The sequence below is a fragment of the Kribbella sp. NPDC104218 genome (assembly GCF_055584105.1).
Map to the genome: position 1 here is coordinate 592,661 of NZ_JBVJMQ010000001.1, position 20,529 is coordinate 613,189.

At 70.1% G+C, this 20,529-nt stretch carries 21 protein-coding genes; 7 read left to right on the top strand and 14 right to left on the bottom strand.

Translation table 11 applies throughout. The annotated features are described in order from the left end of the window. The first annotated feature begins 2 nt into the window (after positions 1-2). Positions 3-590, top strand: a complete 588-nt coding sequence (locus ACZ6ZD_RS02745; protein ID WP_465667665.1) for an HhH-GPD-type base excision DNA repair protein — start codon at positions 3-5, stop codon at positions 588-590. Positions 591-597: 7 nt separating this feature from the next. Here the strand turns inward: ACZ6ZD_RS02745 and ACZ6ZD_RS02750 are convergent, their stop codons facing one another. Both ACZ6ZD_RS02750 and ACZ6ZD_RS02755 read right to left on the bottom strand, forming a co-directional pair. Further along, positions 598-2,613, bottom strand: a complete 2,016-nt coding sequence (locus ACZ6ZD_RS02750; RefSeq protein WP_465667667.1) for an oxidoreductase — start codon at positions 2,611-2,613, stop codon at positions 598-600. Continuing rightward, complete coding sequence (locus tag ACZ6ZD_RS02755) at positions 2,610-3,152, bottom strand: PadR family transcriptional regulator (RefSeq protein ID WP_465667669.1); 543 nt, start codon at positions 3,150-3,152, stop codon at positions 2,610-2,612. The genes ACZ6ZD_RS02750 and ACZ6ZD_RS02755 overlap by 4 nt, the downstream gene beginning before the upstream one ends. Positions 3,153-3,293: 141 nt before the next feature. On the opposite strand from ACZ6ZD_RS02755, the gene ACZ6ZD_RS02760 reads away from it, so the two are divergent. The 3 genes from ACZ6ZD_RS02760 (at position 3,294) to ACZ6ZD_RS02770 (ending at position 6,262) form a co-directional block, all read left to right on the top strand. Beyond that, the gene (locus ACZ6ZD_RS02760) at positions 3,294-3,779 is read left to right on the top strand and encodes a cation:proton antiporter regulatory subunit (RefSeq protein ID WP_465667670.1); all 486 of its coding nucleotides are present in this window, start codon (positions 3,294-3,296) and stop codon (positions 3,777-3,779) included. 1 nt (position 3,780) lies between these two features. Further along, on the top strand, positions 3,781-5,001 hold the full coding sequence (locus ACZ6ZD_RS02765) for a cation:proton antiporter (RefSeq protein ID WP_465667672.1): 1,221 nt from the start codon (positions 3,781-3,783) through the stop codon (positions 4,999-5,001). 97 nt (positions 5,002-5,098) lie between these two features. Then, a complete protein-coding gene (locus tag ACZ6ZD_RS02770; protein WP_465667674.1) occupies positions 5,099-6,262 on the top strand; it encodes an acyltransferase family protein in 1,164 nt (387 codons plus the stop codon). 1 nt (position 6,263) lies between these two features. On the opposite strand, the gene ACZ6ZD_RS02775 is transcribed toward ACZ6ZD_RS02770, so the two are convergent. Genes ACZ6ZD_RS02775 through ACZ6ZD_RS02785 form a run of 3 tightly spaced genes read right to left on the bottom strand, consistent with a single transcriptional unit; the run spans position 6,264 to position 8,745 of the window. Continuing rightward, complete coding sequence (locus tag ACZ6ZD_RS02775) at positions 6,264-6,749, bottom strand: methylated-DNA--[protein]-cysteine S-methyltransferase (RefSeq protein ID WP_465667676.1); 486 nt, start codon at positions 6,747-6,749, stop codon at positions 6,264-6,266. Next, positions 6,746-7,279 carry a GNAT family N-acetyltransferase gene (locus ACZ6ZD_RS02780; RefSeq protein WP_465667678.1) on the bottom strand — a complete coding sequence of 178 codons (534 nt, stop codon included), beginning with the start codon at positions 7,277-7,279 and terminating at the stop codon, positions 6,746-6,748. Before ACZ6ZD_RS02780 ends, ACZ6ZD_RS02775 begins: the two co-directional genes overlap by 4 nt. A gap of 2 nt (positions 7,280-7,281) precedes the next feature. Further along, positions 7,282-8,745 carry an AlkA N-terminal domain-containing protein gene (locus ACZ6ZD_RS02785; protein ID WP_465667680.1) on the bottom strand — a complete coding sequence of 488 codons (1,464 nt, stop codon included), beginning with the start codon at positions 8,743-8,745 and terminating at the stop codon, positions 7,282-7,284. Positions 8,746-8,867: 122 nt separating this feature from the next. Here ACZ6ZD_RS02785 and ACZ6ZD_RS02790 point away from each other — a divergent pair, with 122 nt between their 5' ends. The 3 genes from ACZ6ZD_RS02790 (at position 8,868) to ACZ6ZD_RS02800 (ending at position 13,283) form a co-directional block, all read left to right on the top strand. Then, positions 8,868-9,467 (top strand): LLM class flavin-dependent oxidoreductase, encoded by a 600-nt coding sequence (locus ACZ6ZD_RS02790; protein ID WP_465667682.1) that lies wholly within the window; start codon positions 8,868-8,870, stop codon positions 9,465-9,467. A gap of 74 nt (positions 9,468-9,541) precedes the next feature. Next, entirely contained in the window at positions 9,542-10,537 is a 996-nt protein-coding gene (locus tag ACZ6ZD_RS02795) for a LacI family DNA-binding transcriptional regulator (protein ID WP_465667684.1), read from the top strand. Positions 10,538-10,556: 19 nt separating this feature from the next. Next, on the top strand, positions 10,557-13,283 hold the full coding sequence (locus tag ACZ6ZD_RS02800) for a glucosidase family protein (RefSeq protein WP_465667686.1): 2,727 nt from the start codon (positions 10,557-10,559) through the stop codon (positions 13,281-13,283). 375 nt (positions 13,284-13,658) lie between these two features. Here the strand turns inward: ACZ6ZD_RS02800 and ACZ6ZD_RS02805 are convergent, their stop codons facing one another. The 9 genes from ACZ6ZD_RS02805 to ACZ6ZD_RS02845 all read right to left on the bottom strand — a co-directional run bounded on the left by ACZ6ZD_RS02805 (position 13,659) and on the right by ACZ6ZD_RS02845 (position 20,520). Beyond that, positions 13,659-14,414, bottom strand: a complete 756-nt coding sequence (locus ACZ6ZD_RS02805) for a hypothetical protein (protein ID WP_465667688.1) — start codon at positions 14,412-14,414, stop codon at positions 13,659-13,661. Next, complete coding sequence (locus tag ACZ6ZD_RS02810; protein ID WP_465667690.1) at positions 14,411-15,340, bottom strand: ATP-binding cassette domain-containing protein; 930 nt, start codon at positions 15,338-15,340, stop codon at positions 14,411-14,413. The genes ACZ6ZD_RS02805 and ACZ6ZD_RS02810 overlap by 4 nt, the downstream gene beginning before the upstream one ends. Then, on the bottom strand, positions 15,340-15,699 hold the full coding sequence (locus ACZ6ZD_RS02815; protein ID WP_171677680.1) for a GntR family transcriptional regulator: 360 nt from the start codon (positions 15,697-15,699) through the stop codon (positions 15,340-15,342). The genes ACZ6ZD_RS02810 and ACZ6ZD_RS02815 overlap by 1 nt, the downstream gene beginning before the upstream one ends. 84 nt (positions 15,700-15,783) lie before the next feature. Further along, entirely contained in the window at positions 15,784-16,464 is a 681-nt protein-coding gene (locus ACZ6ZD_RS02820; RefSeq protein WP_465667692.1) for a GOLPH3/VPS74 family protein, read from the bottom strand. Then, positions 16,464-16,673 carry a type II toxin-antitoxin system antitoxin gene (locus tag ACZ6ZD_RS02825; RefSeq protein ID WP_465667694.1) on the bottom strand — a complete coding sequence of 70 codons (210 nt, stop codon included), beginning with the start codon at positions 16,671-16,673 and terminating at the stop codon, positions 16,464-16,466. The genes ACZ6ZD_RS02820 and ACZ6ZD_RS02825 overlap by 1 nt, the downstream gene beginning before the upstream one ends. A 9-nt stretch (positions 16,674-16,682) precedes the next feature. Beyond that, positions 16,683-17,591: an SPFH domain-containing protein gene (locus tag ACZ6ZD_RS02830; RefSeq protein ID WP_465667695.1), complete on the bottom strand. Its 909-nt coding sequence runs from the start codon at positions 17,589-17,591 to the stop codon at positions 16,683-16,685. An 86-nt stretch (positions 17,592-17,677) separates the two neighbouring features. Then, positions 17,678-18,370, bottom strand: coding sequence for an aminotransferase class IV (locus tag ACZ6ZD_RS02835; RefSeq protein ID WP_465667697.1), 693 nt, complete (start codon positions 18,368-18,370; stop codon positions 17,678-17,680). After that, complete coding sequence (gene pabB / locus ACZ6ZD_RS02840) at positions 18,367-19,698, bottom strand: aminodeoxychorismate synthase component I (RefSeq protein WP_465667699.1); 1,332 nt, start codon at positions 19,696-19,698, stop codon at positions 18,367-18,369. The genes ACZ6ZD_RS02835 and pabB overlap by 4 nt, the downstream gene beginning before the upstream one ends. Before the next feature lie 45 nt (positions 19,699-19,743). After that, the gene (locus ACZ6ZD_RS02845) at positions 19,744-20,520 is read right to left on the bottom strand and encodes a class I SAM-dependent methyltransferase (RefSeq protein WP_465667701.1); all 777 of its coding nucleotides are present in this window, start codon (positions 20,518-20,520) and stop codon (positions 19,744-19,746) included. Positions 20,521-20,529: the final 9 nt, after the last annotated feature.

The following is a 20,529-nucleotide window of genomic DNA, read 5'->3' on the forward strand; positions in this document are numbered from 1 at the left end:
ACATGCTGCGCGAACTGCACCTGACCGGCGATCCGGCCGCGGACAAGCTGCTCAACGACGACCCGTTCGCCCTGCTGGTCGGGATGCTGCTGGACCAGCAGTACCCGATGGAGCACGCGTTCGCCGGCCCGCGGAAGATCGCGGACCGGATGGACGGGTTCGACCTGGTCAAGATCGCCAACTCGGACGTCGAGACGTTCGTCGAGCTGTGCGTGACCCCGCCGGCCATCCACCGCTACGGCGGCTCGATGGGACGCCGGGTGCACGCGCTGGCCCAGCACATCATCGAGAACTACGACGGCGACACCACGAACATCTGGACGGCCGGCAAACCCAAGCCGGACGGCGCCGAGGTGCTCAAGCGGCTCAAGGCCCTGCCCGGTTTCGGCGAGCAGAAGGCGAAGATCTTCCTCGCGATGCTCGGCAAGCAGCGTGGCGTCGAGCCCAAGGGCTGGCGGGAGGCGGCCGGCTCGTACGGCGACCGCGGCTCCCGGCGCTCGATCGCGGACGTCGTCGACGCCAAGACCCTCGGCGAGGTCCGCGCGTTCAAGAAGGAAGCGAAAGCCGCCGCCAAGGCCGCTACGACCTGAGCCTGTACTAGAGCGTCAGCGCGAGCCGGGTGGCCTGGTCGATGGCTCGTTTGGCGTCGAGCTCGGCCGCGACGTCGGCGCCGCCGATGATGTGCACCGGCTTACCGGCGAGCGCGTCGGCCAGGTCGCGGACCGACTCCTGCCCGGCGCAGATCACCACGGTGTCGACGGCCAGGACGCGCGGCTTCTCCCGCTGCGGCCCGAAGGTCAGGTGCAGTCCTTCGTCGTCGATGCGCTCGTAGTTGACGCCGCGCAGCTGCTCGACCTGCTTGTTCTTCAGCGCGGCCCGATGCACCCAGCCGGTCGTCTTGCCGAGCCCGGCCCCGATCCGCCCGGGCTTGCGCTGCAGCAGATAGACCTGCCGCGGCGAAGCCTCCGGAGCCGGTACGCCGAGGGCGCCTGGAGCGACCGTGGGGTCGGCGACTCCCCACTCGGCCTTCCACGCCGCCAGATCCAGGGCCGGCGACTCCGCGGTGGTCAGGAACTCACTGACATCCACCCCGATCCCGCCCGCGCCGATCACCGCGACCGAGCCGCCGACCGGCTTCCCGTTCCGGACGACATCGACGTACGAGAGCACCTTCGGGTGGTCGATCCCGGGGATGGCCGGGACCCGCGGGACGACGCCGGTCGCGAGCACGATCTCATCGAATCCGGCCAGGTCCGCGGCGCTCGCCCGGCGGCCGAGATGCAGTTTGACGCCGGTGAGCTCCAGCCGGCGCCGGTAGTACCGGATCGTCTCGGCGAACTCCTCCTTACCGGGGATCCGCTGCGCGATCCCGAACTGGCCGCCCACCTCGGACTCGGCCTCGAACAGCTCGACCCGATGCCCGCGCTCGGCCGCCGTGACGGCCGCGGCGAGCCCGGCCGGGCCGGCGCCGACCACCGCGACATGCTTGACCTTGCGGGTCGGCAGCAGCCGCAGCTCGGTCTCCCGCGCGGCCCGCGGGTTGACCATGCAGCTCGCCTTCTTCTTGGCGAACACGTGGTCCAGACAGGCCTGATTACAGGCGATACAGACGTTGATCTCGTCGGCGCGCTCGGTCATCGCCTTGCGCACCCAGTCCGGATCGGCGAGGAAGGGCCGCGCCATGCTGACCAGGTCGGCGTCGCCGCGGGCGAGCACCTCTTCGGCGACCTGCGGCAGGTTGATCCGGTTCGAGGTGACGACCGGGATGGTCACATGCGGTTTGAAGGACGCCGTCACACTCGTGAACGCCGCCCGCGGCACCGAGGTGACGATCGTCGGCACCCGCGCTTCGTGCCAGCCGATCCCGGTGTTGATGATCGACGCCCCGGCCGCCTCGATCTCCTTGCCCAGCGCAACGACTTCGTCCCAGGACTGCCCGCCCTCGACCAGATCGGCCATCGACAGCCGGTAGATGATCAGGAAGTTCGGGCCGACCCGCTCCCGCGTACGGCGGACGATCTCGACCGCGAGCCGGCGCCGGTTCTCCGCACTGCCGCCCCAGCGGTCGGTCCGTTTGTTGGTCCGCTCGGCCAGGAACTGGTTGATGAAGTACCCCTCGGAGCCCATGATCTCGACCCCGTCGTACCCGGCCTCCTGCGCGAGCGCCGCGCAATCGACGTACGCCGCGATCTGCCGCCGTACCCCGCGGTCGGACAGCGCGCGCGGCTTGAACGGGTTGATCGGAGCCTTCAGCGCGGACGCCGAGACGCTGAACGGGTGGTACGCGTACCGGCCGGCGTGCAGGATCTGGAGCGCAATCTTGCCGCCCGCGGCGTGCACGGTCGCGGTCAGGTCGCGATGCCTGCGCGCCTGCCGACGGCTCCGCAGTGTCGATCCGAACGGCGTCAGCCAGCCGGTCCGGTTCGGGGCGTAGCCGCCGGTGACGATCAGGCCGACGCCGCCGCGTGCCCGCTCGGCGAAGTACGCCGCGAGCTTGGGCAGGTCGCTCAGCCGGTCCTCCAGACCGGTGTGCATCGAGCCCATGATGACCCGGTTCGGCAGCACCACATGACCGAGATCGAGCGGCTCCAGCAGGTGCGGGTAGTCCGTCATGACGTCTCCTTCTGCAGGGCTTCGAGCACTTCGTCACACCACGCCACGAACGACTCCTCGGCCCGGATCCCGCCGCGCAGCACCAGGTACTGGTGCAGCTCGCGACCGTTCAGCGTGTCCGGCTTGGGGAAGTCGCGGGTCTGGATCCCGCGGTACACCTCGAGGCGGGTGGCATGCTCCGCGCGATGCCGCGCGACCTCCCGCACGACGGCGTCGACGCCGCCGATCGAGGCGCCGCGCAGTTTCACGCCGAGGGCGTCGCGCAGGACGACGGCGTCACTCGGCTCGGCGATCCAGCGGGCCAGCTCGGCGCGACCGGCGCCGGCGATCCGGTAGACCTTCTTGTCCGGCCGGCCCTCCTGGGCGACGTCGGTATGGGTGATCCAGCCGGCCTCGTCCATCCGGCGCAGCACCCGGTAGATCTGCTGATGGGTGGCCGGCCAGAAGTAGCCGATCGACCGGTCGAACCGCCGGGCCAGCTCGTACCCGGACCCGGCCCGCTCGGTCAGGGAGACCAGGATCGCGTGCTCCAGCGCCATCCCCTGATCATACCTATGCAACTCGTTGCAGTGCACCTGGTTGCAGCACAAGTCACATTCAGGCAGCGGACAGAGTTGTCAGGACTTGAGATAATGGTTGCAGACGCCATCTATCCGGCGCCGGACGATCGAGGGAGCACCATGGACCAGCAGGCCCACCCGACCAAGACGACGCTGCCCGGGATCGGCACCCGGTACGACCTGGTCACCGAAGGCGGTAAACACGTCTCCGTGGTGGTCCGCAACGACGGGCGGCGCTTCCTCGGCTTCCACGATCCGGACGACGACGACACCTGTACCAACTCGGTCCCGCTCGATCCGGGCGAAGCGGCCGCGCTGGCGAACCTGCTGATCCCCGAGCAGATCGACCCGGTCCGCAACGAGATCGAGATCGACCTCGTCACCGAGCACATCCCGATCAGCGGCAAGTCGCCGTACGCCGGGCGCACCCTCGGCGACACCCAGGCGCGCAGCCGGACCGGCGCGTCGATCGTGGCCGTCCTGCGCCGGACCGGCGCGACCCCGTCGCCGACGCCGGACTTCCGGTTCGCGACCGGCGACACCCTGGTCGTCGTGGGGACGCGCGAAGGTGTGGACGCGGTGGCCGATCTGATTCTGGGAGGGTGAGATGCACGAGAACATCACGATGCTGCTGATCGAGCTCGGCGCGGTCATCCTCGCGCTCGGCATCCTCGGCCGGATCGCCGGCCGGGTCGGGTTCTCCCCGATCCCGCTCTACCTGCTCGCCGGTCTCGCCTTCGGGCACGGCGGTTTGCTGCCGCTGGCAGCCAGTGAGGAGTTCGTCGCCACCGGCGCCGAGATCGGCGTCATCCTGCTCCTGCTGCTGCTCGGCCTGGAGTACACCGCGTCCGACCTGGTCGGCACGCTCAAGACGCAGTACCTGTCCGGTGTCGTCGACTTCGTGCTGAACGCGCTGCCCGGTGCGGCGGTCGCGCTGATGCTCGGCTGGGGCCCGGTGGCCGCGGTCGCGCTCGCCGGCGTCACCTGGATCTCGTCGTCCGGCGTGATCGCCAAGGTAGTCGGGGACCTGGGCCGTCTGGGTAACCGCGAGACGCCGGTGATCCTCGGCATCCTCGTCCTCGAGGACCTGTCGATGGCGGTCTACCTGCCGATCCTGACCGCGCTGCTCGCGGGCGTCGGCCTGGCCGGCGGCAGCGTGACGCTGCTGATCTCGCTCGGCACGGTCAGCATCGTCCTGTTCCTCGCGCTCCGGTACGGGCGCGTGATCAGCCGGGCAGTCTCGTCGGACAACCCCGAGATGCTGCTGCTCGTCGTCCTCGGTCTGACCCTGCTGGTCGCCGGCATCGCCCAGCAGCTGCAGGTGTCGGCGGCCGTCGGCGCCTTCCTGGTCGGGATCGCGCTGTCCGGTGAGGTCGCGCACGGCGCGCGGAACCTGCTCAGCCCGCTGCGCGACCTGTTCGCCGCGGTGTTCTTCGTCTTCTTCGGGTTGAGTACCGACCCGCGGGAGATCCCGCCGGTGCTCGCGATCGCGTTCGCGCTCGCCGTCGTCACCGCACTGACGAAGATCGCCACCGGCTGGTACGCCGCGCGCCGGGCGGGTGTGAAGTCGGCCGGTCGCTGGCGGGCCGGCGGGACGCTGGTCGCGCGCGGCGAGTTCTCGATCGTGATCGCGGGTCTGGCGGTCGGCGTCGAGCCGCGGCTCGGCCCGCTGGCGACGGCGTACGTGCTGATCCTGGTCATCCTCGGCCCGATCGCGGCCCGCTACACCGAGCCGATCGCGCGCCGGTTCAGCAAGCAGCAGCCGGTCGCGGCGATCGAGGCGCCGGCCGCCGAGCGGATCGACGACACGGCCAACACCACCAGATAGTTCCCTTCCGGAGGCACCCGGCTCACTTTGGCGAGCCGTGAAACCGAACGGCAGTCCCCAGACATTTAAGGGGAAATCTGCTGAGAGGTGACCTCCGATGGCTGTACTGACCAGACCGAACACCGCCGGCCGTGGGGGCAGGCCGGCGGTGTTTCACGCCCGGCCGCCGCTGAGCCACTCCGAGTACCTGGCTCTGCGGCGGTTTCCGGCCCTCGACGGACTGCGCGCGATCGCCGCGTTGCTGGTGGTCTTCTTCCACAACAACGGGCCCGGCCGGCTGCAAGGCTGGATCGGCGTCCAGATCTTCTTCGTGATCTCCGGGTACCTGATCACCTCGCTGATGCTGCGCGAGGAGGATCGGGACGGCCGGATCTCGTTCCGGAACTTCTACCTGCGCAGGGTTTTCCGCATCCTGCCGGTGTACTTCGTCGTCCTGCTGGCGACCCTGATCGCGCAACTCGCCGCGGGCACGCTGACCAGAAGCGCGCCGGGCTCGGAGTTGCCGCTCTACTTGTTCTTCTGGACCGAGTTCGGCAACGGCGGCCTCTACGGCCAGGCCTGGTCACTCGGGATCGAGCAGAAGTTCTACCTGCTCTGGCCGTTGCTCGCGTTCGCGACGATCGTCGCGCAGCGGCGCGCGAAGTCCGGCCTCCGGATCGGGCTGACGCTGGCGCTGATGGCGCTGTCGCTGCTCGCCGTCCCGCTCTCGGTGCCGGTAAGTGGCACGCTGCAGGGCTGGCCGGCACACTACTTCGCGATCCTGATCGGCTGTCTGGTCGGCATTCTGCTGCACCACCCGAAGGGATTCGCGTTGCTCCAGCCGCTGACCCGGCCGTGGGTCGCGACCGTCGCGGCCGGGCTGTTCCTGGTCGCGCACCTGTTGGTGCTGCCGGCAACGAACCTGATCGATCGGCACGACCTGGTCGGCAGCATCCCCGGCTTCATGGCGATCACCCCGCCGTACGTCGTCCTGGTCGCCTTCCTGCTCCTGCCCGCGCTGATCGCGAACGCGCTGCCGCAGCGGCTGCTGTCGACGCGGACGATGGTGTGGCTGGGTGAACGCTCGTACTCGATCTACCTCGTGCAGAACCTCGCGCACGAGCTGGGTGCCTGGCTGTGCGGGCTGATCGGGCTGGAGCTGTCGAGGAGCCCGCTGATGTTCCTGGTCGCGGGCGCGCTGACGATCGGGATCGCACACTTCACCTACCGCTGGGTGGAGCTGCCGATGATCGCCCTGGGACGCCGGCTGATCCAGCGCTAGCTCAGAACAGGGCGTCACCGCGTTCGTGGTCGAGGAGGGCCTGCTTGTTGTGCAGGCCCCCGCCGTACCCGGTGAGACTGCCGCTGGAACCGATCACGCGATGGCAGGGGACGATGATGGAGACCGGGTTCTTCCCGTTGGCCAGACCGACGGCGCGGGAGGCGCCCGGGACCATCCCGAGCTCGCGCGCCAGCTCGCCGTACGTGCGGATCTCGCCGTACGGGATGTCTTGGAGTGCGGCCCAGACGCGCTGCTGGAACGGCGTCCCGGGCAGGTGCAGCGGGAGGTCGAAGGTCTTCCGGTCGTGCGCGAAGTACTCGGTGAGCTGCTCGACGGCGGCGGGCAGGACGTCGTCGTCGCGGGCGCCGAAGGTTTCGAACGGCGGCTGGTGCCGGTGCTCGGTCATGTAGAGACCGGCCAGCTCACCGGCGTCGGTCGCGACCAGAGTGAGCGGGCCGACCGGGCTGTCCATCACGGCGTACGTCATCGGCTGATCCGGTAGAGGACGTGCCGCTGCAGGCGATGACCGGCCGGGATCCGCGGATGGTCGAAGTCACCGGCCTCGTCGCGGGTCATCCCGATCTTCTGCATCACCCGCTGGGACGGCAGGTTGGTGGTCGCGGTGAACGAGAGGATCTCGGTCAGGCCGGCCGGGCCGAAGCCGTAGTCGAGCGCGGCGCGGGCCGCCTCGGTCGCGTAACCGTTGCCCCAGGCACTCTTCGCGAGCCGCCAGCCGATCTCCACCCCAGGCAGGAACGGCGCGTCGAACCGCGGCACCGCCATCCCGGTGAACCCGATGAACTCACCGGTCGCGCGCACCTCGACCGCCCACAGGCCCCAGCCCTGCTCGGCGATCCGCGCGGACGTGTGGTCGACCAGGGCGTCGCTGTCCTCCCGGCTGACGGTCCGCAGGAAATGCTCCATCACGACCGGGTCGGCATTGAGCGCTGCGAACGGCTCCTTGTCGGACTCCCGCCACTGCCTGAGCAGCAACCGGTCGGTGGTCAGGTCGGCCATCATCACTCCGGAATCTTGTTGATGGGATGGTCTCCGGTCGCCCAGAGGTACTGCACGGCGTAAGCCCGCCAGGGCCGCCAGGCGGCCGCGTGGGCAGTCAGCGCCTTCGGCGCCTCGGGCAACCCTAGGTCGCGCGCGGCGTACCGGATGCCGAGGTCGCTGGCGACGAACGCGTCCGGGTCGCCGAGGGCACGCATCGCGATCGACTCGACCGTCCACGGGCCGATCCCCGGCAAGGCCGCGAGCTGCGCGCGGGCCTGCTCCCAGTCGGCGCCCGCGCCGAGGTCGATCTCACCCGCGGCGAGCGTCTCGATCAGCGTGCAGAGCGTCGTCCGCCGGGACTTCGGGAAGGCCAGCTGCTCCGGGTCGAGGCCCGCGAGCGCCTGCATGGTCGGGAACAGGTGGGTGAGGCCGCCGGCCGGATCCTCGATCGGGTCGCCGTGCTGGCGGACGAGCCGATGCGCGTGCGTCCGGGCGGCGGCGGTCGAGACCTGCTGACCGAGAACCGCGCGGACGGCGAACTCCTCGCCATCGACCGTATGCGGAACACGACGACCGGGCGCCTTCGCGACCAGCGGCGCCAGCACCGGATCGGCCGCGAGCAGCTCGTCGACGGCGACCGGGTCGGCGTCCAGATCGAGCATCCGGCGGCAGCGGCTGATCGCGATCGCGAGGTCGCGCTGGTCGGTGAGCGACAGCTGGCAGGCGATGTGGTCGGGCATGGGCTTGAGCGCGACGAGACCATGGCCGTGCGGGAGCCGAAGCGTTCGGCGGTAGTAGCCGTCGCGCCACTCCTCGACGCCTGGGACACCGGTGGCGATCAGATGACCGAAGAGGTTGTCCGGCGTCAGCGGGGCCCGGAAGGGCAGCCGCAACGCGATGGTGCCGGGCGCGGCGATCGGCGTCCCGCGGCGCCGCAACTCACTGGGCGACAGCGCGAAGACCTGTTGAACGGTCTCGTTGAACGTCCGCACACTGGCGAATCCAGCGGCAAAGGCGACATCCGCCAGCCGTAGATCGCTGGTCTCGATCAACAGCCGCGCGGTCTGAGCGCGCTGCGCCCGCGCAAGCGCCAACGGACCGGCCCCCAACTCGGCCAACAGCTGCCGCTGGACCTGCCGCACGCTGTACCCCAGCCGGCTCGCCAGCCCCGGTACGCCGTCCCGATCAACCACGCCATCCGCGATCAGCCGCATCGCGCGCGCCACGACGTCCGCCCGATCGTTCCACTCCGGCGACCCAGGGCTCGCATCCGGCTGGCACCGCTTACAAGCGCGAAACCCAGCCTGCTGCGCCGCGGCCGCACTCGGGTAGAACACCATGTTCTCAACCTTCGGCGGCACCACCGGACAACTCGGCCGACAGTAGATCCGCGTCGTCAGCACAGCCGTGAAGAACCACCCGTCGAACCGCGCATCCTTCGACTGCACCGCCCGAACGCACCGCTCCCTCGACTCGTACACCACCCCAGCATCCCCGCCCCCACCGACAGAACCTAGCGACTTTGCGACATCGAGCCAGGCGCCTCTGATGTCGGTGGTGATGTCTAGGGTCCAGGACATGCGCTACTCGGTGACGGTGGGAGCTGTTGGGGGCGGCGACGTCTCGGGTGCGGATCGGGACGACGGTGACGCCGCTGCCGCGGCGGAATCCGTGGCAGGTCGCGGCGGAGGCGGTGGCGCTGGATCACCTGACGGGTGGTCGATTCGTGTTGGGGGTGGGGACCGGCGATCCGAATGATCCGTTTCTGCCGCGGCGGCCGGCGCGGGTGCTGGCGGAGATGCTGGACGAAGGCCTGACGGTGATTGATCGATTGTGGTCGGGCGAGCCGGTTGATTTCGTGGGGAAGCACTATCGGCTGGAAGGCGCGCAGCTGACGGCCCGGCCGGTGCAACGGCCGCGGATCCCGGTCTGGGTGGGTGGGAACCTGCTGGTCCCGGCGGTGCGGCGGCGGATTCTGCGGTGGGACGGGAGCTGTGCTTACAAGGGCAGTACGAGCGCGCCGCAGCAGATGACACCGGACGACGTCCGCGGGTTGCTCGCGGAGCGGCCTGAGCTCGAGGTGAAGGTGAGCGGCGGGGATCCGGCGGCCTTCGCGGCAGCGGGCGCGTCGTGGTGGGGGCGGTGGATCGGGCCGGCGTCGTGGGCGGAGACGGTTGCGGTGGTGCGGCGCGGTCCGGTGGGGTGAGGCGTTGACAGGGGGAGGTGGGCGGGGGAGGATGCGAAGGGTTTTAACGTTCAAAAGGCCTGGGGGAGGTTGTTGTGGCGACGTTGAAGCAGGTTGCCGCGCACGCGGAGGTGTCGGTGCAGACGGTGTCGAACGCGTTGAACGCGCCGCACCGGTTGCGGCCGGACACCCTGGCGCGGGTGAACGCCTCGATCGAGCTGCTCAACTACCGGCCCAATCGTAATGCCCGGAGTCTGCGGACGAGCGCGGTCGAGTTGATCGGGTACTGCGTGCCGAGCTGGCCGAATCAGACGCATCTGGTGATGGACCAGTTCTTGCATGCGCTGTGTGCGGCGGCGGAGCGGACCGGGCGGCACATCTTGTTGTTCACGGCGCCGGCCGGGGTCGAGGGGATGCCGGTGTACGACGATCTGCACGCGCGGCGGCTGGTCGACGGGTTCGTGTTGTCGCAGACCGAGACGCGGGATCCGCGGCACGGGTGGCTGAAGGAGAAGAAGATCCCGTTCGTGTCGTTCGGGCGGGTGTGGAAGGAGAGCACGCAGCCCGGCGCGTGGGTAGACGTCGACGGCGCGGCCGGATCGGCGCTCGCCGTCCGCCATCTGTACGAGACCGGACGCCGCCGGATCGCCTTCCTCAGCTGGCCGAAGACCTCCGGGCTCGCCGAGGACCGTCTGTACGGCTGGCGCACCACCTGCGCGGAGCTCGGCCTGCCGACCACCGGCCTCGCCGTCCGCTGCCGCGAGGACACCCTCGACGAAGGCGCCCGCGCCACCGCCCAGCTCCTCGACTCCCCCGAACCCCCGGACGGCATCGTCGCCCTCTCCGACGTCCTCGCCCTCGGCGCCCTCCGCGAGCTCACCCGCCGCAACCTCACCCCCGGCCGCGACCTCGGCGTCACCGGCTTCGACGACTCCCCCCTCGCCGACGTCGTCACCCCCGGCCTCACCACCCTCCGCCAGCCCATGGACGAGATCGCCACCCACCTCATCACCACCCTCACCACCCAATCTCCCGCCGCCCACCTCCTCCACCCCACCTTGGTCATCCGAGGCAGCACCGCCCCTGGCTAACCCCCAAAGGAGACCCGCCATGACTCCGCACACCCCTGCCACCCCGCCCCGCGGGCAGAGCAACTCCTCCACGAGCCGCACCCCCGCACCCGGCGCGATCCGCCGCTTCCTCAGCAACTGGTTGGAGCCGGCGCGAAGCCGGGCCGGCGCGAAGCGGCGGGTTGTGGGGGTTGGGTTGTTGGCGCTGGGGGTGGGGTTGGCCGGGACGGCGTCGGCTCGGGCGGACGGGGTGCCGGGTGAAGGGACGACGGCGAGTGCCGGGGCGGGGGCCTCGGCACGTGAGTTGTCGGAGTCGAGTCGGTTGGGGGATCGGCGCGGGTTGGTGGTGGGGGATCGGGCTTATGTCATGGGGGACGAGAACGGGTTGTATCCGGCGACGGGGTGGCATGTGCGCGGGGAGATGGGCGGGTTCTGGGCGCAGCCGTTGAAGTTGCTGGACGGGTTGTGGTTCGGCCTGGACGGCGAGTGGTTGCAGGAGGCATCGAAGTACACGAGCGGATGGGGCTACAGCCGAGTCGAGTACGGCGGCGACGTACAGGTCCGCAGGACAGACTTCGTACCGGACGGCGTCCGCGGAGCCGTCGTCGGGCTGACCTTGCGGGCCGGGACGACGCGCAAGGTGAAGCTGGACGTCGATGCGCATTCGGAGCTGATGTCGTCGTACCCGTGGGGCTGGACGACGCCGAGCGCGGCCGACGCCAACCTGCCGGATACCGGTGATTACCAGAGCGGCGCCTTGCGGTTCCGGGAGCAGGGGACGCCGGCCTATCCGAATGCGAGCAAGCACGACTACGCGGCGTACGTCGGCTCGTCGCTGAAGCCGACCGCGCACACACTCGGGCCGGACCATCGAGGCCCACAGAGCCCAGCGGTGATCTGCCCGCCCGACGGTACGACGCCGGCCCGATGCGACGACTCGTTGATCGGAAAGGGCACCGGCGGGCGGCTGAGCTACGAGGTCGCCCTGCAGGCGAACAAGGAGCGGACAATCTGGTTCGCGGTCGCGGGCTCGGACGACGGTAGCGCTGCCGCCAAACGCGAGTACGACAAAGCGCTGCGCAACCCAGACCAGTTGCTGCAGGCAAAGATCCGGCAGCGCGCGGAGCTCGACGAACGCTCGAAGGTCGAGCTCCCGGGTGATCCGCTGCTGGAGCAGAGCGTCGCGTGGAGCAAGCAGAACCTGGCCGACTCGGTCCAGGAGGCCCGCAACCTGCAGGTCCGCGACGTCAATGAGGGCAAGGACTACCCAGCCCCAGCAGGCCGGATCGACACCGCGCGCTGGTTCGGCGCCGGCTTCCCCGATTATCCCTGGCTGTTCGCGACGGACGGCGAGTACACGTCGTACGCCGCCGTCGCCGCCGGCCAGTTCGACACGGTCAAGGCGCATCTGCGCGCACTCCGTGACATCAGCGATCTGCTCAACCGGCGCAGCGGCAAGGTCGCACACGAGATCATCCCGACCGGTGACGTGTACTTCGGCTCCAACCAGAGCGCCGGTAACACCGACGAGACGGTGAAGTTCCCCAGTATCGTCGCGCTGCTCTGGCGCTGGACCGGCGACGACCGCTTCCGCGACGAGATGTACGACTTCAGCGTCCGCAACCTGCGCTACGTCTACCGTGAGCTCGACCAGGACCAGGACGGCTGGCCCGAGGGCCTGGCGAACGTCGAGCGCAGCGGGATGGGCGCCGAGAAACTCGACAGCACGGTCTATCTCGCGCGCGGTCTGCGCGACCTCGCCGATCTGGCCGACGCCCGCGGCGATCACCGGACCGAGCAGTGGGCGACCGCGCGCGCAACCGACCTCGAGCGCCGCTTCGAGGCCCAGTGGTGGGTGCCGAAGGCGCTCGGGTACGCCGATTCCGTCGATGACCCGGCCGATCCCGCGAACGACAACACCCCGATCTTCCAGCGGCACTGGACCGGCGTCACCCCGATGGAGGCCGAGCTGGTCCGGCCCGGCAAGCCGACCTCCCCGCTCGCCTCCCCCGAGCACGCCGCCGCGGCGCTCGACCAGCGCGAGAAACCCTGCTACACCGGCGAATTCGGCCTGTTCCACACCGGCACCGGCCCGACGTCCGACCCGGCCGGCAACCCCGGGGCGAGCTGCGACCCGGTGGTCTCCCAGGTGAAGAGCGAGCGCAGCATCTTCTCCCTCAACACCTCGATCATGGCGGTTGCCGAGGGCAACTATGGACGGCTCGGCAAGGCCCAGCAGCAGGTCTACACGACCGGCAACGCCCGGATCCAGCTCGATCCGTCGGTCTGGGAGACGCCGGGCGCGATGCCGGAGATCGCCCCCTCCCCCGACTCCCCCGCCAATATCGGCCGCCCGTTCTACGACCGTTCGATGAACCTCCAGGCCTGGGGCACGTACGGCGTCCTCTGGCCGGTCATTCACCAGCAGCTCGGCGTCGACCCCGATCTCGGTCGCGACCGGCTCGCGATCGTCCCGCAGCTTCCCGAAGGCCAGCAGAAGGTGGCCGGCAGCAACATCCGGCTCGACCGCGGCGCCGTCGACGTGACCGCACGGCTTACCGGTAAGGAGTTGCGGACCGACGTCAGCTCGGACGGCGTCAGCGCGAAGCTCACCATCGGGGCCGTGTTACCGGCGGGCGCGTCCGTACAGCGTGTGACGCTCAACGGTCAGACGGTCAACTACCAGCTGCAGAAGACCAGCCGCGGCACCGAGTTGCACGTCGCGGCCCGCGGCCCGCTGAACCGGCTGCGCATCACGCTTCGCTAACCGGCACCGCCGGGTATCGAATCACCGAGGGGCCTCGCATGAAGCGGGGCCCCTCCGAGTATGAGTCGGAGGGGCCCCTCAGTAGCTGAAGGAAGGTGACGTCTCCAGCCTCCCGAGCAAGATCCGTGGGACCGGCAGACCCCGTCACCGGTCTACCTCAGTGGGGATCCCCACCGCGTGGGCCCTCGGTTTCTCGTCGACCCGCCGCTGTTCGACACAACGGCGTGTCGACATTTGTACCGCCGCCGACCGGGGCCGCACAACCCTTTCCAGACAACAGTTCTTGCGACTCCGCGACTATCTGCGTGTCGTCCACAGCGAGCACGCAACCGTCCACAGAACGCACCCGACTTATACACATCCCCTGTGCATAACTCAGCCCTTGGCGGGTTTCAGCGGCATCGGCCGCAGCACCCGGTGCCCGGCGTACAGGCCGAGCGCGGTGACCAGCAGGACGGCCGGGACGGCGATCGCCAGCGGCGGCCGCTCGTACAGGCCGGACAGCGGCCCGGCCAGCCACTGGGAGACGAGCAGGAACTCCGTCGCCGCGGCCGGCAGCAGCGACAGCGGGACGAGCGCCAGCGCCCGCCAGAAGCCGAACCGGTAGAAGGTGACCCCCAGCAACCACCCGGTCGCCTCGTGCGAAACGATCAGCAGGAAGAACTCGACGAAGATCAGTCCGCCCTGGGACGTACTGGTGAAAAGATGCGCGTTCTCCAGGCCCTGGCCCCAGCCCTGCGCGTCGTAGACCACGCGCTCGATCTGGTAGCCCAGCACCCACAGCAACGCCGTGGTGGCCGCGGCCAGCGTCAGGAAGATGCTCGCGGCAACCGAGAACATCCGCCGGGTGACGCCCTGGGCGACGAGCAGGTTCAGGTACGCCGGCGCGAGGCTGATCCCGGCCGCCATCGAGAAGTACTTCGGCGACTGGGTGCCGTAGTCCCACATGCTGTTGCCGGTGCCGTCGTTCAGGGCCTGGACGGCGAAACCGCCGGCGATGAACAGGACCAGCATCACGCCCCAGTAGACGCTCAGCATCGGCATGGAGCCGATCCGCATCGCGCGCAGCACCTGCCGGAGCCGATCGAGGTTGGTGACTCCTCGCGGCAGCTCCACGGTCGTGGCGGTCATCGGCGGTCTCCCTTCGGCGCCGGAGCGGTGAGATGGACGAAGAGGTCCTGCAGACCGACCAGACCGATCTCCAGCCCGGACGCCGCGGCCTCCGCACGCAGCGCCGGATCGAGGTCACCGAGCACGGTCGCGGACTTCGTCCCGCCGAGCCGCTCCTCGGCCAGCACGGTGAAACCGGCCGCGAACTTGTCGACCAGCGCCACCGGCCCGACGATCGCCGCGCCGCGCCCGCGCAGCGCGTCCACCGGCGACTGCGTGACGAGCCGGCCGTTGTCGAGGATGACCACCTCTTCGAGCAGCGTGCTGACCTCGCTGACCAGGTGCGTGGACAGGACGATCGTCCGCGGCACTTCGGCGTAGTCGGCGAGCAGCGCGGCGTAGAACGCGTTCCGGGAGGGGACGTCCATCCCGAGGTAGGTCTCGTCGAAGATCGTCAGCGGCGCGCGGCTGGCCAGCCCGAGAACCGCCCCGAGCGCCGACCGCTTACCGCGGGACAGCTTCGAGATCCGCTTGTTCGTCGGGACTTCGAAGCGGTCCAGCAGCTCGCCCGCCAGCTCGGCGTCCCAGTACGGGCGCAGGCTCGCCGCCAGCCCGAGCACCTGCCGGACCGGGGCGCTGTCGACGAGGTCGCCGGACTCCCGGATCAGGCAGACCCGGCTCGTCACGACGGCGTTCTCGTACGGCGGCATCGGCGTCCCGAGCCCGGCGCCGTCGATCAGCACCCGGCCGTCGTCGGGCTGCCGGAACCCGGCCAGGACGGCGGCCAGCGTGCTCTTGCCGGAGCCGTTGCGGCCGAGCAGGCCGTGGATCTTGCCCGGCGCGAGCCGCAGATCCAGCCGGTCCAGGGCCGGGACGCCGCCGAAGCGGACGGTGAGTTCCTCGGTACGCACTCCGAGGGCGGATCGGTGCACAGTGCTCGTGGTCATCACGCGTCTCCGTACTCGCGGATGTGCTGGACGACGTCCCGGAGCGGCACGCCGAGGGCCTTGGCCTCACGGATCATCGGGTCGACGACGTCGGCGAAGAAGCCCTCGCGGCGTCCGGTGCGGAGCAGATCGCGCGCGTTCGGGCTGACGAACATCCCGATCCCGCGCTTCTTGTACAGCACCCCTTCGTCGACCAGCTGGGCGAAACCCTTGGCCGCGGTCGCCGGGTTGATCCGGTAGAACGCGGCGTACTGGTTCGTCGACATCACCTGCTCGTCCTCGGCGAGCGCGCCGCTGACGATGTCGTTCTTGATCTGGTCCGCGATCTGCAGGTAGATCGGGCTGCGCTCGTCGAACACGACACCTCTCCCCTCAGCAGATCTCGCAGGCTCTATGGTTCCTTACTTGAGTAACGAACCATAGCACCCTCCGGATCTCCCTGGTCAAGCCGCACCCGAGGCCGCGTGCTGCGCGGCTTGCAGGGCCTTCTTGAGCGCCGGAGCCACCGGCCCGACCCGAACCGCCAGCTGGGCCAGGCGATTCTTGTGCTGCCGCTGCTGCTCCTTGGACAGGACGACCCGCAGGTCGGCGGTCGCCGCCAGGACGATCAGCGCGGCGTCCCGGAGGTCGACCTGACTGACCGGGCGGGACGGGCGCAGTACGTCGGTCGCACGCTGCACCAACTGCCGCCGGACGAGCGGATGCCGGACGGTGATCCGGTCGTTCGGGATCAGGCCGAGCCACCGGCGGCGCTCGACCTTGATCACCTGGTCGTGCTCCAGCCCGTCGCGGACCTGACGCAGGATCGCGCCCTGCCGGCGATCGATCCAGGCCCGCCACTTCTTCGGCCGGGACGCCTCGATATCGGCCAGGATGCCGATCAGCACATCATCGGACGGGACCGCCGGTTTCACCTCGACCCGGACCTTACCGTTGTCATCGGCAACATTCCCCCGGAGTTGCAGATCGATCAGCGCCGCGGCCCGGAGCAACCGGCCGAGTTTCGCCTTCGCCGTCAACCGGCCCTTGGCCGGATCGTAAGCCAGTAAGAACATTCGCGCCGCCAGCGGCTCCGGCACGACGGGCGCCCCGACCCCCGCCGGCCGGCGTACTCGACTCGTCATCATTCGTCCTCTTCCCCCTTGGCCGGGCGGCCCGGGCCGCGCTGCTTGCCGACCCCCGACGGGAGCCGGCCGGCTTCGGCCAGCGCCCGCCGGAGCAGGAACTCGATCTGGGCGTTGGTACTGCGCAGATCATCGGCCGCCCAGCGCGCGAGCGCGTCGTGCACGCCGGGATCCAGCCGGAGCAGGATCTTCTTGCGTTCCACGGCCATGACGGCCGCTTACTGGTAGAGCGAACCGGTGTTGACCACGGGCTGGGCGTCCCGGTCACCACACAGCACGACCAGCAGGTTGCTGACCATGGTCGCCTTGCGCTCCTCGTCGAGCTCGACCACGTTGTGCTCGGACAGCCGGTCCAGCGCGAGCTCGACCATGCCGACCGCGCCCTCGACGATCCGCTGCCGGGCCGCGACGACCGCGCCCGCCTGCTGGCGGCGCAGCATCGCCTGCGCGATCTCCGGCGCGTACGCCAGGTGGGTGATCCGGGACTCGATGACATGGACGCCGGCCGCCTGCACCCGGGCGCCGATCTCGGTCGACAGCGTCTCGGTGATCTCGTCGGTGCTGTCCCGCAGCGACATCCCGCCCTCGTCGGTGTGCACGTCGTACGGGTAGCTGTTCGCGATGTGCCGGACGGCGGTCTCGGTCTGGATCGCGACGAACTCGACGAAGTCGTCCACCTCGAACATCGCCTGCGCGGTGTCCTCGACCTGCCAGACCACCACGGCCGCGATCTCGATCGGGTTGCCGTCGGCATCGTTGACCTTGGCCACCGCCGTCTCGTGGTTCCGGATCCGGGTCGAGACCTCGTGCCGCGAGCTGATCGGGTTCACCCAGCGCAGCCCGTCGGTCCGCAGCGTTCCGGAGTACCGCCCGAGGATCTGCAGCACCCGCGCCCGCCCCGGCGCGACCGGCGTCAGCCCCGCAGCCAGAAACGCACCGACCAGGAAGGCCACCACCCCGAGCACCAGCACCGGAACGGCCCCCTTCACGGCCGCGACACTGAACAGCGCACCGCCGCCCACCACCAGCACGAAGGCCGCACCGGCCATCGGCCAGCCGTTGACCTCCCGCGCCGCGCGCTCGCGCACCTTCGGCGCCGGCATCTCCACCACATCCACGTCCACCATGGCCCACTCCCTTCGGATGTCCAAAAGGTAGCAAACTGATATCACATTTACAAGCGGGCTTCGCCGCTGTCGCCGACCACCCAGAACTAGAGCGGGGCGGCGAGGGACGTCAGGTGGGATTGCCAGGTGGGGGCTGTGGAGTTGGGGAGGGGGTCTATCGGGGAGTCGTTCCAGGCGTGGACCGGGCGGATGCCGTGGAGGGCGTTGAGGAGCCAGACCTCGGTGGTGTGGAGGTCGGCGGGGGTGCGGGTGCGGTGGGCGGTGGGGGTGTCGTTGGTGGCGGCGAGGGTGCGGAGGAGGGTGGCGGTGACGGAGGGGAGAATCGGGGCGGTGGGGAGGGGGAAGCAGAGGGTGCCGTCCTCCCACCAGGCGATGGCCGAGTAGGCGGCTTCGAGGACGGAGCCGTCGGCGTCCAGGAAGAGGAGCTCGTCGGCCCGGTGCGGGGCGGCGTCCTTGAGTTTGCCGAGGAGGTCCAGGTCGGGGCCTTTGACGCGCGGGTTGGCGCGCGGGTCGGGCCCTTCGTGGACGGCGACGCGGACGCGGCCGCCGGTGGTCGGGGCGGGCCGGCGCAGGACGGCGAGTTCGCCGGTGTCGCGGAGCTCGAAGCGGGGGAACCAGCGGCCGAAACCGGGCAGGCGGCTGACCTGCTGCGCCCAGAACGGCTCCGCGTCCACGCCGGCCGCGGCGCAGGAGCCGACGAACCGCTCGCGGTGCAGGTCGAGCCCGCGCACCGCCCCGTCGACGACCAAGAACGAGTCCGCCACCTGCAAACCGGTCATTCCCCCACCTTCCCACCCAGGGCAGCCGTTGCCTTGAGCACCATTTCGTCGTACTCCGCGCTCGCGTCGGAATCGAGCACGATCGCTCCCCCGGCGCCGATCACCGTCTCGTCCGGGGTCAGCACCGCCGTCCGGATCACCACGCTGAGATCCGCCCGGCCGTCGAGTGTCAGGTAACCGAGCGCGCCGGAGTACACCCCGCGGGCACTCGGCTCGAGCTCGTCGAGCAGCTCCATCGTCCGGATCTTCGGCGCCCCCGTCATCGACCCCGGCGGGAAGCACGCGCGGACGGCGTCCACCGCGGTCACGTCCGCGCGCAGCCGGCCGCGGACCGTGGTGACGAGCTGGTGCAGCGTCCGGTAGCTCTCGACCTGCATCAGCTGCGGGACCTGGACGCTGCCGGGCTCGCTGACCCGGCCGAGGTCGTTACGGATCAGGTCGACGATCATCAGGTTCTCGGCGCGGGTCTTCTCGTCCTCGGCGAGCGCCTTCGCGGCGATCTGGTCCGCCTGCGGATCGGCATCCCGCGGCGCGGTGCCCTTGATCGGGCGGCACTCGGCCCAGCGGTCGCCGTCCACGGTCAGGAACCGCTCCGGCGACGAGCTCGCCACCGCCAGCTCGCCGTACCGGAGGAAGGCGGCGTACGGCGCTGGGTTCGTCGCGCGCTGCCAGCAGAAGAACCCGAACGGGTCGTCGACGGCCGGGAGGCGGACGCGGTTGGTCAGACAGACCTCGTACGTCTCCCCCGCCTCCAGCGCGGTCATACAGCGCCCGATCGCGGCCAGGTACGCCGTCCGGTCCAGCTCGAGATGCGCCTCGACGTCCAGCTCGGCGATCGCCGGCCGCTCGACCCCGGACATCCACCAGCCGCCGGACGCCGCGCGATCCAGCCAGCGCTCGTCCTGCGCGACCAGGAAGCTGACCTCCCGGTCGTGGTCGATCACGACGAACCGATCGGCCCAGATCCACAGCGCGTCCGGCGTCGGCGCAGCATGCGCGGCCGCGCCACCCGTGAGCGCCTTCAGCTCGTACCCGAAGTACCCGACGTATCCGCCGCTGAAGTACCCCTCCAGCCCAGCCGGCGCCGGAACAGCCCGCGCCGCGAGCAACTCCGTCAGCTCGGCGAACACGTCCCCGTCGGCAGCATCCCGAACCAGTACGTCGGACAGCGGCCCGGTCCCCAGCACGGAGACCCGCCGCTCGACGCGATCGGTCAGGCTGCCGTCGAGCCAGAACGCGACCGGCTCGTCGGCCAGCAGCTCGCGGTAGACCGTCTCACCGTCGAGCGCCCGATCCACCGTCCGCACGGACCAGCTCAGCGCACCCACAGGAACACGCTACTTCCCCGCGCGGGCCGTCCGGCCACTGACTCGTCAGGTGGTCAGGGCAACCTTCGTCCGCATCGCGGTGATCCGGCGGATCGGGATCGCGACCTCCAGCCCGTCCTTGGACTCCGCGCGGTCGGCCAGCCACTCCGCGGCGGTGTCGCGACGGGCGTCCGGCGTACCGGGCAGGTAGACGGCGTTGACGAGCCGCTGCGCGTCGTCCCGGCTGCGGATCGTGTAGACGTACCGCTCGCGCTGGCTCTCCATCACGTCGAACCCTGCCTGCCGCAGCTTCTCCTTCAGCTCGGTGATCTCACCACCGGCCGGGAACTGCGGGGTCGACCGCAGCCGCGTGGTCAGCCCGCTCAGCGTGCGGATGTCGCCGCGCCGCAGCGGCCGGACGGCGGGAACGATCGCCGCCAGCACCCCGCCCCGGCGCAGGACGCGCGCCGCCTCGGACAGGACGGCGGGCAGCGGCTGCAGCACCATCAGCCCCATCGAGCAGGTGACGACGTCGAAGACCTCGTTGGCGAAGGGCAGGTGCAGCGCGTCGGCCTGGACCTTAGGACCAGGCGCTCCGGCCAGCTGGGCGGAGTTGTTGTCGACCCCGACCACCCACCGCCCGTACAGCTCACGGGCGACCGGGCCGTTTCCACAGGCGAGGTCGAGGACGCGGCGCGCCTCGCCGGAGACAGCGCGGACCAGCCACCGGTACGGCGTGTGATCGCCGGCGACGGCTCGGGACAACAGGGCTTCGGTGCTGCCCGGGGCCGCGGTGTGGAACTCCCGCAGGTACTGGGGCCAGTCGATGACGTTTTCGGACATTTCAGCGAG

What these genes read in the sequence shown, in the direction of transcription:
- ACZ6ZD_RS02780 (WP_465667678.1), bottom strand. Translation starts at nt 7,279, where the DNA reads ATGGCCGACCTGACCACCGACCGGTTGCTGCTCAGGCAGTGGCGGGAG.
- ACZ6ZD_RS02755 (WP_465667669.1), bottom strand. Translation starts at nt 3,152, where the DNA reads ATGGCGCTGGAGCACGCGATCCTGGTCTCCCTGACCGAGCGGGCCGGG.
- ACZ6ZD_RS02825 (WP_465667694.1), bottom strand. Translation starts at nt 16,673, where the DNA reads ATGGCCGTGGAACGCAAGAAGATCCTGCTCCGGCTGGATCCCGGCGTG.
- ACZ6ZD_RS02810 (WP_465667690.1), bottom strand. Translation starts at nt 15,340, where the DNA reads ATGACCACGAGCACTGTGCACCGATCCGCCCTCGGAGTGCGTACCGAG.
- ACZ6ZD_RS02820 (WP_465667692.1), bottom strand. Translation starts at nt 16,464, where the DNA reads ATGACGAGTCGAGTACGCCGGCCGGCGGGGGTCGGGGCGCCCGTCGTG.
- ACZ6ZD_RS02835 (WP_465667697.1), bottom strand. Translation starts at nt 18,370, where the DNA reads ATGACCGGTTTGCAGGTGGCGGACTCGTTCTTGGTCGTCGACGGGGCG.
- ACZ6ZD_RS02775 (WP_465667676.1), bottom strand. Translation starts at nt 6,749, where the DNA reads ATGACGTACGCCGTGATGGACAGCCCGGTCGGCCCGCTCACTCTGGTC.
- ACZ6ZD_RS02750 (WP_465667667.1), bottom strand. Translation starts at nt 2,613, where the DNA reads ATGACGGACTACCCGCACCTGCTGGAGCCGCTCGATCTCGGTCATGTG.
- ACZ6ZD_RS02805 (WP_465667688.1), bottom strand. Translation starts at nt 14,414, where the DNA reads ATGACCGCCACGACCGTGGAGCTGCCGCGAGGAGTCACCAACCTCGAT.
- ACZ6ZD_RS02760 (WP_465667670.1), top strand. Translation starts at nt 3,294, where the DNA reads ATGGACCAGCAGGCCCACCCGACCAAGACGACGCTGCCCGGGATCGGC.
- ACZ6ZD_RS02770 (WP_465667674.1), top strand. Translation starts at nt 5,099, where the DNA reads ATGGCTGTACTGACCAGACCGAACACCGCCGGCCGTGGGGGCAGGCCG.
- ACZ6ZD_RS02745 (WP_465667665.1), top strand. Translation starts at nt 3, where the DNA reads ATGCTGCGCGAACTGCACCTGACCGGCGATCCGGCCGCGGACAAGCTG.
- ACZ6ZD_RS02765 (WP_465667672.1), top strand. Translation starts at nt 3,781, where the DNA reads ATGCACGAGAACATCACGATGCTGCTGATCGAGCTCGGCGCGGTCATC.
- ACZ6ZD_RS02800 (WP_465667686.1), top strand. Translation starts at nt 10,557, where the DNA reads ATGACTCCGCACACCCCTGCCACCCCGCCCCGCGGGCAGAGCAACTCC.
- ACZ6ZD_RS02830 (WP_465667695.1), bottom strand. Translation starts at nt 17,591, where the DNA reads ATGGTGGACGTGGATGTGGTGGAGATGCCGGCGCCGAAGGTGCGCGAG.
- ACZ6ZD_RS02845 (WP_465667701.1), bottom strand. Translation starts at nt 20,520, where the DNA reads ATGTCCGAAAACGTCATCGACTGGCCCCAGTACCTGCGGGAGTTCCAC.